Source organism: Flavobacterium sp. 9, from assembly GCF_002754195.1.
In the GTDB taxonomy this organism is placed as follows: domain Bacteria; phylum Bacteroidota; class Bacteroidia; order Flavobacteriales; family Flavobacteriaceae; genus Flavobacterium.
In genome coordinates this window covers 3,549,621-3,564,886 of record NZ_PEEU01000001.1, presented here as the reverse complement: position 1 = coordinate 3,564,886, position 15,266 = coordinate 3,549,621, and the positions used below count along the sequence as shown (strand labels likewise).

11 protein-coding genes are annotated in these 15,266 nt (G+C 34.2%); 10 read left to right on the top strand and 1 reads right to left on the bottom strand.

From position 1 onward, the window contains the following. The first annotated feature begins 153 nt into the window (after nucleotides 1–153). The 10 genes from CLU81_RS14725 (at nucleotide 154) to CLU81_RS14680 (ending at nucleotide 13,628) form a co-directional block, all read left to right on the top strand. Nucleotides 154–2,457: a glycoside hydrolase family 65 protein gene (locus CLU81_RS14725; protein ID WP_099710498.1), complete on the top strand. Its 2,304-nt coding sequence runs from the start codon at nucleotides 154–156 to the stop codon at nucleotides 2,455–2,457. 27 nt (nucleotides 2,458–2,484) lie between these two features. Then, nucleotides 2,485–4,599 carry a glycoside hydrolase family 97 protein gene (locus tag CLU81_RS14720; protein WP_099710497.1) on the top strand — a complete coding sequence of 705 codons (2,115 nt, stop codon included), beginning with the start codon at nucleotides 2,485–2,487 and terminating at the stop codon, nucleotides 4,597–4,599. A gap of 105 nt (nucleotides 4,600–4,704) precedes the next feature. Beyond that, nucleotides 4,705–6,579: a glycoside hydrolase family 13 protein gene (locus CLU81_RS14715; RefSeq protein ID WP_099710496.1), complete on the top strand. Its 1,875-nt coding sequence runs from the start codon at nucleotides 4,705–4,707 to the stop codon at nucleotides 6,577–6,579. Between the two features lie 196 nt (nucleotides 6,580–6,775). Then, the gene (locus CLU81_RS14710; protein ID WP_099710495.1) at nucleotides 6,776–8,443 is read left to right on the top strand and encodes an alpha-amylase family glycosyl hydrolase; all 1,668 of its coding nucleotides are present in this window, start codon (nucleotides 6,776–6,778) and stop codon (nucleotides 8,441–8,443) included. Between the two features lie 192 nt (nucleotides 8,444–8,635). Further along, nucleotides 8,636–9,313 (top strand): glycerophosphodiester phosphodiesterase family protein, encoded by a 678-nt coding sequence (locus tag CLU81_RS14705; RefSeq protein WP_099710494.1) that lies wholly within the window; start codon nucleotides 8,636–8,638, stop codon nucleotides 9,311–9,313. 70 nt (nucleotides 9,314–9,383) lie between these two features. After that, on the top strand, nucleotides 9,384–10,592 hold the full coding sequence (locus CLU81_RS14700; protein WP_099710493.1) for an NAD(P)/FAD-dependent oxidoreductase: 1,209 nt from the start codon (nucleotides 9,384–9,386) through the stop codon (nucleotides 10,590–10,592). A 4-nt stretch (nucleotides 10,593–10,596) separates the two neighbouring features. Further along, nucleotides 10,597–11,244: an HAD family hydrolase gene (locus CLU81_RS14695; RefSeq protein ID WP_099710492.1), complete on the top strand. Its 648-nt coding sequence runs from the start codon at nucleotides 10,597–10,599 to the stop codon at nucleotides 11,242–11,244. A gap of 143 nt (nucleotides 11,245–11,387) precedes the next feature. Next, the gene (locus CLU81_RS14690) at nucleotides 11,388–12,107 is read left to right on the top strand and encodes a hypothetical protein (RefSeq protein ID WP_099710491.1); all 720 of its coding nucleotides are present in this window, start codon (nucleotides 11,388–11,390) and stop codon (nucleotides 12,105–12,107) included. Nucleotides 12,108–12,131: 24 nt separating this feature from the next. Then, nucleotides 12,132–12,857 (top strand): hypothetical protein, encoded by a 726-nt coding sequence (locus tag CLU81_RS14685; RefSeq protein ID WP_099710490.1) that lies wholly within the window; start codon nucleotides 12,132–12,134, stop codon nucleotides 12,855–12,857. Nucleotides 12,858–12,881: 24 nt separating this feature from the next. Further along, complete coding sequence (locus CLU81_RS14680) at nucleotides 12,882–13,628, top strand: hypothetical protein (RefSeq protein WP_099710489.1); 747 nt, start codon at nucleotides 12,882–12,884, stop codon at nucleotides 13,626–13,628. A 78-nt stretch (nucleotides 13,629–13,706) separates the two neighbouring features. Here CLU81_RS14680 and CLU81_RS14675 read toward each other — a convergent pair whose 3' ends face one another. After that, the gene (locus tag CLU81_RS14675; protein ID WP_099710488.1) at nucleotides 13,707–15,266 is read right to left on the bottom strand and encodes a RagB/SusD family nutrient uptake outer membrane protein; all 1,560 of its coding nucleotides are present in this window, start codon (nucleotides 15,264–15,266) and stop codon (nucleotides 13,707–13,709) included.

The window sequence follows — 15,266 nt, the reverse complement described above, 5'->3', positions numbered from 1 at the left end:
ATTTTTAAAAATAAAATCATCAATTAAAAAGTAAAATAGTACAACAACGAGCAATTTAAGGATAGAATAAAATTAGAAGCAGCCAAAGACAAGTAATTGGCACATTTTCTAATTGACACATTTTCTAATTGCCCAATTATCTAATTAAAAAAAATGAATCAAGATTATATAAAACCAGATAACTGGTCCATCATTGAAGAAGGATTTGATGCCGAACGAGTAAAATCGTCCGAAAGTCTTTTTAGTATCGGAAACGGTGCGATGGGACAACGCGCCAATTTTGAAGAAACTTATTCTGGTGAAACTTTTCAGGGAAGTTACATCGCAGGAATTTATTATCCGGATAAAACCAAAGTTGGTTGGTGGAAAAACGGATATCCAAAGTATTTTGCGAAAGTATTAAACGCTCCAAACTGGATTGGAATTGACGTAGAAATCAACGAAGAAAACCTAGATTTAAATACTTGTACTGAAGTTAAAAACTTCCGTAGAGAATTGAATATGAAAGAAGGCTGGTACAATCGTTCTTTTGAAGCTACGTTGAAAAACGGAACCGAAATTGCGGTAAACGTTCGCCGTTTTCTTTCTTTGGATCTGGATGAAGCCGGAATTATCAAATACGAAATTACGCCTTTAAACAAAGATGCAAAGATCGTTTACAAACCTTATATTGACGCTGGTGTAACTAATGAAGATGCAAACTGGGAAGAAAAATTCTGGGAACCATTAGAAGTAAAAAAATCAAATAGTGACGCTTTTGTAACCGCGCAAACTTTTAAAACGCATTTTAAAGTTACGACTTTCATGCACAATACGATTTTTGCAAATGGAGAAAACGTAAATATTTCACCTTCAACAATCGATTCAACAACAGATAAAGTTCAGTTTACTTACGGAACTATTATCGCAAAAGGACAAACCTCATCAATTCAGAAAATTGGTGGATATACTGTTTCTTTAAACCACGAAAACACTTTGGCTGCAGCCGAAAAAACAATAAAAGCTGCCGTTAATTTAGGATACGATACTTTACTTCAAAATCAAATTGAGGCTTGGAGTAAAATCTGGGAAATGTCAGATATTACAATTGATGGCGATGTAAAAGCACAACAAGGAATTCGTTTCAACATCTTTCAATTGAACCAAACTTATTTAGGAAAAGATTCTCGTTTGAATATTGGTCCAAAAGGTTTTACAGGAGAAAAATACGGAGGATCAACTTATTGGGATACTGAGGCGTATTGTATTCCGTTTTATATGGCAACTAAAGATCAGCAAGTTGCGAGAAACTTATTGACGTATCGTTTCAATCAATTGGATAAAGCAATCGAGAATGCCAAAGACAATTTAGGATTCAAAAATGGCGCTGCTTTGTATCCAATGGTTACCATGAATGGAGAAGAATGCCATAACGAATGGGAAATCACACACGAAGAAATCCACAGAAACGGAGCGATTGCATTTGCGATTTATAACTATTACCGTTTCACGGGAGATTACTCTTATATTCCTGAAAAAGGTCTGGAAGTTTTAATTGGAATTGCACGTTTCTGGCACCAAAGAGCTTCTTTTTCTAAAGAAAAAAATCAATATGTAATTCTTGGAGTTACAGGTCCAAACGAATACGAAAACAATATCAATAATAATTTCTACACCAATTATATTGCAAAATGGTGTATTGATTATGCAACAGAACAAATTAATAAAGTTGCAACAGAATATCCTGCAGATCACAAACGTGTATTAGAAAAAGTAAAACTTTCGGCTAATGAAATTCAGGAATGGAAAAAAGTGGCTGATGATATGTACTTCCCTATTTCTAAAGAATTGGGTATTTATTTGCAACAAGATGGTTTCTTAGACAAAGATTTAGTTCCGGTAAAAGACTTAGATCGTTCGCAAAGACCAATCAATCAAAAATGGTCTTGGGATCGTGTTTTACGTTCACCTTATATTAAACAAGCCGATGTTTTGCAATGTTTTTATTTCTTTGAAGATCATTTTTCTAAAGAAGAATTAAAACGAAATTTTGAATTTTATGAGTCATTTACGGTTCATGAAAGTTCACTTTCGCCTTGCGTACACTCAATTCAGGCTGCACATCTGGACAAAATGGATATGGCATATACTTTCTATTTAAGAACTTCTCGTCTTGATCTTGATGATTATAATAAAGAAGTCGAAGAAGGTTGTCACATTACTTCAATGGCGGGAACATGGATGAGTATTGTAGAAGGTTTTGGCGGAATGCGTGTTAAAAATGATCAGCTTCATTTTGCTCCAAAAATTCCAAAAGAATGGAAAGGTTATTCGTTTAAAATCAACTTTAGAAATCAAATTCTGAAAGTTGCTGTAAATCATAACGAAACCACTTTTACAGTAGATGGCGACCAAGATTTAACAATTGTCGTGAACGGAAACCCTGTAATTGCAAGTAAATTTGTACAAATAAATTAAATTACAATACCCTTAAAACTAAAAAACATGAAAAACTTATTTTTCGCAAGTTTAATCTTGTTTGCTTTTAGCTCGATTGCAAAAGCGCAACAATTAAAATCACCCGAAGGCAAGTTCGTAATGGAATTTTCGCTTCAAAATGACGGAACTCCAACTTACAATTTAAAATACAAAAATAAAGAAGTTGTAAAAACCAGTAAATTAGGTCTTGAACTTAAAGATGACAAAAAATCTTTATTGAATGATTTTACAGTTGTAGACACAAAAACATCCACTTTTGACGAAAACTGGAAACCGGTTTGGGGTGAAGTAGACAATATTAGAAATCACTATAATGAATTGGCTGTTACTTTAAATCAAAAAGGAACTGACCGACAAATCATAATTCGTTTCCGTTTATTTGATGACGGACTTGGATTTAGATATGAATTTCCTGCTCAAAAGAATCTTACTTATTTCGTAATCAAAGAAGAAAGAACTCAGTTTGCAATGGCTGGAGATCACACAGCTTTCTGGATTCCGGGAGATTATGACACTCAGGAATACGATTATACAAAATCTAAATTATCTGAAATTAGAGGTTTATCTCAAAAAGCATATACGGCAAATGTTTCTCAAAAGAACTTTTCACCAACAGGAGTTCAGACTTCTTTGATGTTAAAAACTGCTGACGGAATCTACATCAACTTACACGAAGCAGCTTTGATCAACTATTCTTGTATGCACTTGAATCTTGATGACAAAAACATGATTTTCGAATCTTGGTTAACGCCAGATGCAAAAGGAGACAAAGGATATATGCAAGCGCCAAGTCACTCGCCTTGGAGAACGATTATGGTAAGCGATAATGCTACAGAAATCTTAGCTTCAAAAATGACTTTGAACTTAAATGATCCATCAAAAATTGATGATACTTCTTGGATTAAACCAGTAAAATACGTTGGTGTTTGGTGGGAAATGATTACAGGAAAAAGCTCTTGGTCATACACAAACGATTTCCCTACAGTACAATTGGGAGTTTCTGATTTCTCTAAAGCAAAGCCAAGCGGAACTCACGGAGCAAACAATGCAAACGTAAAAAAATACATTGATTTTGCTGCTGCAAATGGTTTCGACGCCGTTTTAGTTGAAGGTTGGAACGAAGGTTGGGAAGACTGGTTTGGACATTCAAAAGATTATGTTTTTGATTTCGTAACGCCTTATCCTGATTTTGATGTAAAAGGTTTGCACGAATACGCAAAATCTAAAGGAATTAAAATCATCATGCACCATGAAACTTCAGGTTCAGTTCGTAACTACGAGCGTCACATGGACAAAGCGTACCAATTTATGAAAGACAACGGATATGATGCTGTAAAAAGTGGATATGTTGGAGATATTTTACCTCGTGGTGAAAACCATTACGATCAATGGATTGTAAATCACTATCAATATGCAATTGAAAAAGCAGCTGATTATAAAATTATGGTGAATGCTCACGAAGCAGTTCGTCCAACAGGAATTTGCAGAACTTATCCTAACTTAATTGGAAACGAAGCTGCAAGAGGAACAGAATACCAAGCTTTTGGAGGTTCTAAACCAAATCACGTAACAGTTTTACCATTTACACGTTTAATTGGTGGTCCAATGGATTACACGCCTGGAATCTTCGAAATGGATATCAGCAAAATGAATCCAGACAACAAATCTCATGTAAACAGTACAATTGCAAACCAATTAGCATTATACGTTACAATGTACAGCCCGTTGCAAATGGCAGCTGATACTCCGGATAACTACAACCGTTTTCCAGATGCATTCCAATTCATTAAAGATGTGGCTGTAGATTGGTCAGAAAGCAAATATATTGAAGCTGAACCAGGAGATTATATCACTGTTGCCCGTAAAGCAAAAGGTACAAACAATTGGTTCGTAGGAAACGTAAACGGAGAAACTCCACGTACATCAAACATCGATTTCTGTTTCCTTGAAAAAGGTAAAAAATATACCGCTACAATTTATGCTGATGCAAAAGATGCGCATTACAAAACAAATCCGCAAGCTTATACTATCAAGAAAATTGCAGTAACAAATAAATCAAAATTATCGCAGTTATCTGCTCCTGGCGGAGGTTATGCAATAAGCATTATCGAAACTAAATAATTTAATTAACCATATAAGAAATGTAAGTCCATTTAAATAGAAATCTCCCCAGTTTTTGTCTTAAATGTTCTTACATTTCTTATATGGTTTAAATTCATCTTTACTATGAACAAACAAAAAACTTCATTCCAAACCAACCAAATACTTTATAAAATACTATTATTTGTTCTAATTTTTTCTGCTTCCGCGAATGCGCAAATCCAGAAAACAGAACCGCCATTTTGGTACGCCGGAATGAAAAATCCGGAGTTACAAATTATGTTCTACGGAAAAAATATTGCACAATACGAAGCTTCGGTTTCTAATAATGTTGTGATTAAAAATGTAGAAAAAACAGAAAATCCAAACTACCTTTTCGTTACAATTGATACACAAAACCTAAAAGCTTCTGAATTGGTTTTCTCTTTCAAAACCAAAAACAAAGTTGCCTTTACACAAAAATATTCCCTTAAAGAAAGAAGAGCAAATTCGGCAGATAGAAAAAGTTACGATGCATCGGATATGATTTACTTAATCATGCCGGATCGTTTTGCTAACGGAAATCCTAAGAACGACAGTAATGCTTCTTTAACAGAAAAAGGAAATCGTCAGGATCCAAGCGGACGTCATGGCGGCGATATCGAAGGAATTATTAAAAACCTGGATTATATTTCGTCTCTTGGCGCAACTACAATTTGGAGCACGCCTTTATGTGAAGACAACGACAAACAACATTCATATCATACTTACGGACAATCTGATGTTTACAAAATAGATCCGCGTTACGGAACCAATGATGATTATGCACGTCTTTCGGCAGAAATGCATAAAAAAGACATGAAATTGGTGATGGATTATGTTACAAATCACTGGGGAATCACACACTGGATGATGAGTGATATTCCGACTAAAACATGGTTCAATCAATTCGAAAACTTTACACAAACACATCACCGTCGTGAAGTTATTACAGACATTCACGCGTCAAAATTAGATCAGGAAATTTGTATCGATGGTTGGTTCGTACCTTCAATGCCAGATTTGAATTTAAAAAATCCTCTTGTTTCAAAATATTTAACTCAAAACGCCATTTGGTGGATTGAATTTGCCAATTTGGATGGATTTAGAGTTGATACTTATAATTATTCTGATCCAACGACAATGTCAAATTGGGCTAAATCAATTACAAATGAATATCCTAATTTTAATATTGTTGGAGAAATCTGGATGCACAATCAGGCGAACTTAGCCTTTTGGCAAAAAGACAGTAAAATTGGCGCGATCGAAAATTACAATTCGAATTTGCCTAGCGTAATGGATTTTACTTTGCAAAGTCAGGTTACTTCTGCTTTCAGCGAAGACGAACCAAACTGGGACAGCGGTTTGATCAAATTCTATAACAATTTTGCAATGGATTATTTATATCCAAATACGAATAACATTTTGGTTTTTGCCGAAAATCACGATACAGATCGTATGAATGATAAGTTTAAATATGATTTTCCAAAATACAAACTGGCAATGACATTATTAGCAACGGTTCGCGGAATTCCGCAATTGTATTATGGTTCAGAAATTGGAATGGGCGGCGATAAAGGCAAAGGCGATGCAGATATTCGTCAGGATTTTCCAGGCGGATGGAATGGCGACAAAAACAACGCATTTACCGCAGCAGGAAGAAACGCTGAACAAGCCAAATTCTTTGATTTTACTTCTAAATTATTCACTTGGAGAAAATCAAATGAAGCCGTTCACTTCGGGAAAATGACACATTATATTCCGGAAAATAACACCTATGTTTATTTCAGATATACAGATACAAAAACCGTAATGGTAGTTTTTAATAACAATGCAAAAGAGCAGACTATTAAAACCAATCGTTTTAAAGAAAACATCAAAAACTTTAAATCCGGAAAAGATGTTCTAACCGGAAAAACATTCGATTTAACTTCTGAAATTACTTTGGAACCTAAATCAGCAGTGGTTTTAGAATTGGAATAAAGCTTAACTGCAAAGTTCGCAATATTGTTTGCGACAGTATGTATCGTAGAGGCGCACAGCAGTGCGTCTACGCAAAGTTTTTCCGCCACGAATTCACGAATTTTTACCATCAAAGATTGTCAAAAAATAATTCGTGAATTCGTGGCGGAATTTTTTTATTAATCAAAATTATAAATGCTTGTTAAATTTAGAATAAATGAAAAAATACACTTTCCTTTTTTTATCTTTAGTATTCTTAATCACGAGTTGTTCTGGCTCTAAATCAGTTACAATGAATCACGAAAATACTTCGAAAACACCTTTCGTCTGGGAAGGAGCAAATGTTTACTTTTTACTTACCGATCGATTTTATAACGGAAATCCTTCTAACGATTTAAACTTCAACCGAACCAAAACTCCGGGAAAATTACGTGGTTTTGAAGGCGGAGACATCATTGGAATTACCAAAAAAATCGAATCCGGTTATTTTGAAAAATTAGGAATCAATGCTATTTGGCTTACGCCAATTGTAGAGCAAATTCATGATGGAGTTGACGAAGGAACTGGTCTTAGTTATGGTTTTCATGGTTATTGGGCAAGAGATTGGACGGCTTTAGATCCAAATTTTGGAACTAAAGAAGATCTTGCAAATCTGGTAAAAAAAGCACACGAAAAAGGTATCCGAATTGTTCTCGACGGCGTAATAAATCATACTGGACCTGTAACTCCAGAAGATCCTGTTTGGCCTTCAGACTGGGTTCGAACTGGTGTTGTTTGCGACTATAAATCATTCGAAAATACAACAATGTGTACTTTAGTAGAGAATCTTCCGGATGTGAGAACTGAGAGTACGCAAGAAGTAGAATTACCTCCTTTTTTAATCGAAAAATGGAAAAAAGAAGGTCGATATGAAAAAGAAATTGCTTCATTGGATGAATTTTTCAAAAGAACAAATTATCCAAGAACGCCTAAATATTATATCATAAAATGGCTAACCGATTATATTACCGAATTTGGCGTTGATGGTTATCGTGGAGATACTGTAAAACACACAGATGAAAACGTTTGGTCTGACTTTAAAAAAGAATGTGATTATGCGTTTGAAACCTGGAAAAAAAATCACCCAAAAGAAGTTTTAGATCAAAACCCGTTTTATACCATTGCCGAAGTTTACGGTTACGGAATCAGCGGCGGACAAGATTATGATTTTGGAGATCGAAAAGTAAACTACTTTCAGAATGGTTTTAACAGCATGATCAATTTTGAATTTAAATGGAATGCTGCTCAGAATAATTATGAAGGTTTATTTTCTAAATATTCGAATGCTTTAAACAATGACTTAAAAGGATATTCGGTTTTAAATTATATGTCATCACACGATGATGGACAGCCTTTTGATGCCAACAGAGTAAAAGGTATCGAAGCCGGAACTAAATTATTGCTTTCGCCTGGAATGTCTCAGGTTTATTATGGCGATGAATCTAACAGATCTTTGGTTATTGAAGGCACACAAGGCGATGCTACATTACGTTCAAACATGAATTGGGATGATATTCAAAACAATTCTGAAGTACAAAAAACACTTTTACATTGGCAGAAATTAGGGCAATTTAGACGAAATCATCCTGCTATTGGTGCCGGAATTCATACTCAGATTAGTAGTGAACCTTATGTTTTTTCGAGAACATTTACCAAAGAAACTTTCGAAGATAAAGTCATTATTGGTTTAGATTTACTGAAAGGCAAAAAAGAGCTTCCTGTTAATTCTATTTTCCAAAACGGAACAAAATTAAGAGACGCTTATTCTAATCAGGAAGCTGAAGTTATAGATGGAAAAGTTACTATTGATAGTGATTTTGATGTTGTTTTATTGGAAAAAATTTAACCGCAAAGGACGCAAGGATTTTATCTGGTAATATCTTAATAAACGCAAAGTTCGCAAAGCTAAATCAACACAAAGCTTTGCGAACTTTGTGTTTTATAAAATCACTTACACAAAAAACTTTGCGCACTTTGCGGTAAAACTACACATAGCAAATCTATTTTTTGCGACCTTTGCGGTTAAATCCTTCAAAACATGCTAAAAATAGGACATCGCGGTGCAGCCGGATACGAACCCGAGAATACTTTAAAATCTTTCCAAAAAGCATTAGACTTAAATGCTGACGGAATCGAACTCGATGTTCACTTAAGCGCTGACGGACATATCGTGGTTATTCACGACGAAACCATCGACAGAACAACGAACGGGAAAGGCTTTGTAAATACATTATCTTTGTCCGAATTGAAATCGGTTTTGATTGACGGTAAACTTGAAATTCCAACTTTAATTGAAGTTTTTGATTTGATAGACAAAAAATGTCTGATCAATGTCGAGTTAAAAGGTGTCGGAACAGCAAGTAAAGTTGTGGCTTTGATTGAAGAATATATTTTGGATAAAAACTGGAATTATGAAAATTTCATTATTTCAAGTTTTGAATGGAATTATTTAGAGGAAGTTCACAAGCTAAATCCAAAAATAGCAATTGGAGTTTTGACAGAAGAAGATCTGGATAAAGCTTTGGCTTTTGCCGAAACAATAAAAGCACACGCCATCAATCCGGATTATCAATTGTTGACTTTGGAAAACACCAAAAAAATACAAGAACAAGGATTTCAGGTTTTACCGTGGACAGTAAACACAACAGAAGACATTCAAAAAATAAAAAGCTATAACGTAGACGGAATTATCTCTGATTTTCCGGATAAACTATAAAACTGACTGTCCGAATCTTTGTCAAAGTTTGAAACTTTGACAAAGATATTTAGACGTCGTAAATAAAAATATGATTAAAAATTTCGATATAATTATTGTTGGCGGAGGCGCTGCAGGTTTTTTTACAGCGATTAATATTGCAGAGAAAAATCCGAAACTGAAAATTGCAATTTTAGAAAGAGGAAAAGAAGTGCTTTCTAAAGTCCGTGTTTCCGGTGGCGGAAGATGTAATGTAACACACGCTTGTTTTGAACCTAATGAATTGGTTAAATTTTATCCGCGTGGCGAAAAAGAACTTCGCGGTCCTTTTCATCAGTTTTGTTCCGGCGATACTATCGAATGGTTCGAAAAACATGGTGTCGAATTAAAAATCGAAGACGACGGAAGAATGTTTCCCGTTTCGAATTCCTCTCAAACTATTATAGATTGTTTCCTGGAAGCAACTGGAAAATTAGGCATTAAAGTTTTGACCGGACAAAGCGTTCAATCGATTTTTAAAGCCGAAAATCATTGGAAAATCGATACGCAGGATGAAAACTATGCTACCGAAAAATTAGTTTTGGCAACAGGAAGTAATCCTAAAATCTGGGAAATGCTGCAAACGCAAGGACACGCAATCGTGAGTCCGGTTCCTTCCCTATTTACTTTCAACATAAAAGATCCCAGAATAAAAGAATTGCCCGGCGTTGCGGCACAAGTTACCGTAAACGTAAAAGATACAAAACTGGAATCGACCGGACCTTTATTAATCACACATTGGGGAATGAGCGGTCCTGCAATTCTAAAACTTTCGGCTTGGGGCGCTCGTATTTTATTCGATAAAAATTATCAGTTTACGATTTTCGTAAATTGGTTAAATGATGTTGATACAGAAGATGCCGAGAAAATCCTGAAAGACTTAAAACAAGAACATGCTAAAAAAGCGGTTTCGAAAAAGTCTCCTTTTGATTTTCCTAATCGTTTATGGGAAAGCTTGGTTTTAGCTTCAGAAATTGAAGCAGAAACGAAATGGGCAGATTTATCTAAAAACCAATTACAGAATCTAGCTTCTCAATTGACAAAAGCAAAATTTCAAGTAAACGGAAAAAGCACTTTCAAAGAAGAATTTGTAACCGCAGGCGGAATCGATTTAAAAGAAATCAACTTTAAAACCATGGAAAGCAAACTGCATCAAAATCTTTATTTTGCTGGAGAAATTGTAAATATAGATGCTATTACGGGAGGTTTTAACTTTCAGAATGCATGGACAAGCGGTTTTATTTTGGCAAATAATATATAATCTCATGAAATTTAAAGGTGTTATTTTTGATCTGGACGGAACGTTGGTAAATTCATTGGAAGACATTTCTGATGCGATGAATACAATACTACAAAGACTAAATTATCCAACACATTCGTATGATGATTATCAATATTTTATTGGAAGCGGTTTACGGAATTTGGTAAGTAAAGCTTTGCCGGCATCAAATAATACAGAACGTGAGATCGAAATCAGTTTTCAAAACATGATTACGGAATATCGCGAGATTTGCACGCTAAAAACAAAACCTTACAACGGAATTATTGAATTATTAGATCATTTGGCGTCACAAGATTTCAAATTAGCTGTTTTTTCGAACAAAGCCGATGAACTCACCAAAAAAATCGTAGCCGAAATATTCCCTGATTACTTTCATGCTGCGGTTGGTTTAAGTACTGAATCACTTAAAAAACCAAATCCGTTTGAGGCAATCGAAATAAGTAAAAGCTGGAACTTAAAAACAGATGAAATTCTTTTTGTAGGCGATTCTGATATCGACATACAAACTGCAACAAATGCTAAAATGTTTCCGGTTGGGGTTTCCTGGGGATATAGAACAAAAGACGAACTAATCGCAACTGGCGCAAAACTGGTATTAAACAATCCTTCAGATTTACTTGAGATATTATAGAGAGTTTTCAGTCGTAATCTGATTAACTGAAAACTTAATCTAAAACCTCATCTTCGAAAAAATCTATTAACAAGAATTTACATATTTGCTAAGTTTTAGTTAAGACAATTCTAATAATTTTACTTTCAACTAATTAATCCTCTATGAAAGTAAAATTACTTACCACAATTTCTTTTTTAACCTATCAGCTTTCAATTTCTCAAACTGAAAAACTCCTAAAAGGAAAAGTTCGTTCTGAAACAATCTTACTCAAAGATGTGGAAGTAATTAATAAAACTGCTCAAACAAGTACAAGAACAAATAATTTGGGAGAGTTTTCGATTTCAGTAAAAGCACAAGACAGTTTAATTTTCTATTCGAAAGATTATTTCTTTACTAGATTAAAAATCACCACCAAAGATATTGAGAACAGCAATCTCCTCGTTAACATGATTCTGAAACCTGAAGAATTGAATGAAGTTGTGATAAATCAGGTCGAATTTGATAAAGTTAAGATTAGCGCTGATGATCTTGCAGATCTATTAATCAGTAAAAAAGCCAAAGATTTATCCTGGAATACAGGAGTTAGTGATAATTCAATTAGAGAAGCGCTTCGAATTTCATTTCCTTTAAAAGGTAAGCAGAAGAAAACAATCGAAGTTGACCAACGCTTTAAAAAACTGGTTATGGCTTCTTGTTCTCGTGCCTTTTTTATCAACGATTTAAAAATAAAACCCGAAGAAAAAGAGTTGTTTCTTGATTTCTGTGATGCTGATCCGAGATCTAAAAAGCTTTTAGAGAATTCAAATGTATTGTCTACAATGGATTTTCTATACGCTAAAAACGTCGAATTTCAGAAACTGAAAAGTGAGCCTAAAAACTAAATAAAATCTAACCAATTGCTCCAAATGAAAGTAAAATTACTCACTACAATTTCTTTTTTAACGTATCAACTTTCGATTTCTCAAACTGAAAAATTACTTCACGGAAAAGTCGTTTCGCAAAATAATCCTTTAAAGAATGTTGAGGTTATTAATAAGACGGCTAAAACAAGTACACGAACAAATGAGTTAGGAGAATTTTCGATTCTAGTAAATGTAAAAGACAGTTTAATTTTCTTCTCGAAAGATTATTTTTTCAAAAGATTAAAAGTTTCATCAGAAAGTATAGATCAAAATAATATTACTGTTAATATGATTGTCAAACCGGAAGAACTGGATGAAGTTATAATTACAAATATAAAGTTTCCTCATGTTGGAGTTGCTAATGAAAACTCTACAATAGTACCAATGGGACCAGTATCTACTGGTGTTTATAATGGAAGTATCGCAAACGGAATGGATTTTATAGCTATCTTCAATTTGTTTAGAAAAAAAAGCAAAAGAGACAAGAAAGATCAATTTAAATTCAAAGAATTAGACTTCAAAAAATTAGCTGAAGCAACTGTTCCCTTAGATTTTTTTACAAACAGTTTAAAACTTAATCCAGACGAAAAAGATTTGTTTTTACAATTTTGCGATGCTGATCCACATGCAAAAATTCTGGTACAACAGAAAAATTTACTTTATACAATGGATTTTCTATACGCTAAAAACACAGAATTTCAGAAACTAAAAAGTGAGCCTAAAAACTAAATAAAACCTAACCAATTTCTCAAAATGAAAGTAAAATTACTCACTACAATTTCTTTTTTAACGTACCAGCTTTCGATTTCTCAAACTGAAAAATTACTTCACGGAAAGGTTATTTTTCAAAATAATCCTTTAAAGAATGTTGAGGTTATTAATAAAACAGCTAAAACAAGTACAACTACAAATTCACTCGGAGAATTTTCGATTTTAGTACATGTAAAAGATAGTTTGATTTTCTTTTCGAAAGATTACTTCTTTAAGAGATTAAGAGTTACTAAAGAATATATTGCCGCTGACAATCTTGAAGTAAACATGAGTATAAAACCAGAAGAACTTGACGAAGTAATAATTACTGACCTAAAAAAGAATTCTTTTAAAATTTCTCAAAAAGATTTAGATGCGGTAAAACTTGAAAAAGATGCTGCCTCTTTACAAAAATATACAGGCGTGAATGACGGAAGTATTGCAGGTGGTCTGGACTTTGGCAGAATGGCAACCGGAATTAAAAATTTGTTTAAAAAAGATAAAGACGAATCTAAAACATTAACACCTACTAATGACTTCAAAAAACTTGTAGCAAAATCAATTCCTAATGTTTTTTTTAAAAGAGATTTAAAATTAAAACCTGAGGAAAAAGAATTGTTTCTTGATTTCTGTGATGCTGATCCAAAATCATTAAATCTTTTAAATCATAGTAATATTCTCTCTACAATGGAATTTCTGACGCTGAAAAACGAAGAATTCCAAAAGTTGAAAACTGAAATTCAAAATTGATAAAATACAAATTCGATATACAAAACCTTTGCCAATAGGATTTTGCATACCGAATTTGCTAAACATGAAAATTTACGTTTAATATCCCGGATTCTGTTTTAAATTCAAATTAAATAAAGCATCTGAAGGAAGACAATACAATAAATATTTCTCCGGAGAAGTATTCTTTTTCAATTCTCTTGGTCCAAGAAAAGTTCCAAAACGAATCATATCATTTCGTCTCCAGCCTTCCCACCATAATTCTCTACCTCTTTCGGCTAACAAGTTTTCTAAAGTTGCCGTTGGCGCAGGAACTCCTGTTCGAACAGCAATTTTGTCCATAATATCCTGAGCTGAACCGTTTCCTGACGCAGTACCTCCTCTAAGAATTGCTTCGGCTTCCATTAATAATGCATCTGCATAACGCATTAAGATAAAGTCGTTTTCAGGATTGTCTAAATTATTAACATCCGGTTGGTATTTTTGAGTTCTAATTCCCGCTGTTTCAATCGTTGGTCCTGAAAGAATTAGCGTTACTTCTTTGGTAAAGAATAAAGGATTCCCGTTTCTATCCTTCAAAGGAATTGTTCCTCCTGGCGTAACTTCACCAGTAACCTCATCTGTAGTTTCAGGGGCATACATTTGCCCGTATTGAAATCCGATTGGGTTTCCAAAATGTGCAATAATTTCAGGTGTTGAATGTTGACGACGGTCATCCGCAGCATTAAAACGGTCATAATATTCGCCAACAGTACAAAAACCGTTGTAACCATCTGGTGTTTGGTTGTAATGCATTCCGTATCTCCAGTAATCTCCAAGAGCTCCACCATCTCCCAAAACGTTTTTTGAAGAGAATAAAATTTCTGGCGAATTGTTATTCTCCGGCACAAAATTATCCCAATACGAATCGGCTAAACTACTTTTTATGGCTTCAACATGCGCAATAACTTTATTCATATTTGCAGCTTCAAAAGTATACGGTCCGGCAGGATTTGCGGCTTTGAAAACAGCAAGATTTAAGTAAATTTTAGCCAATAAAAAATGTCCTGCATCTTCATTTACAATACTTGCATCTCCTGCAACACGTGCGGGTAAATTTGGTAAAATAGCTTCTAATTCAGTACGTACAAAATCTGTAGCTTCAGCTCTTGTCCAAACTTTAGGATCACTTGTTAATGGAGTTCCTGCATCTCTATGTGGAGTTTGTCCGTATAAATCCAAAACATTATAATAATAGAATGCTCTTAAAAAACGCGCCTGAACAATCTCTGATGGATCTTTAGAATTTTGGATAATTGTATTACAATCGTACACACTTGCCAATAAACTATTCCATGCATTTCTGATCTCGACATTATCCGGCGTCCAGGTTAGTGTATGAAATTGTCTCCACGTACCATTATCATCCCAGTCTCCTCCTCGCGTTGGCCCAACTAATGCATCTGTAGACATTTCGTTTAACGTATGCATTTGCTCCTGAACCTGAAAATTTCTTAAACCCTGATAAGCGGTTCGTAATAAAGCTGCTGTGTTTACAGGCTCATTTTCTCCTCCGGTTGGAATTCCGTCTAAAATTTCTTCATTCAAATTCGTACAGCTAACACTTAAAACCAGTGTACTTACGAAAAAAATACTTTTTATAATATTGATAGTTTTCAT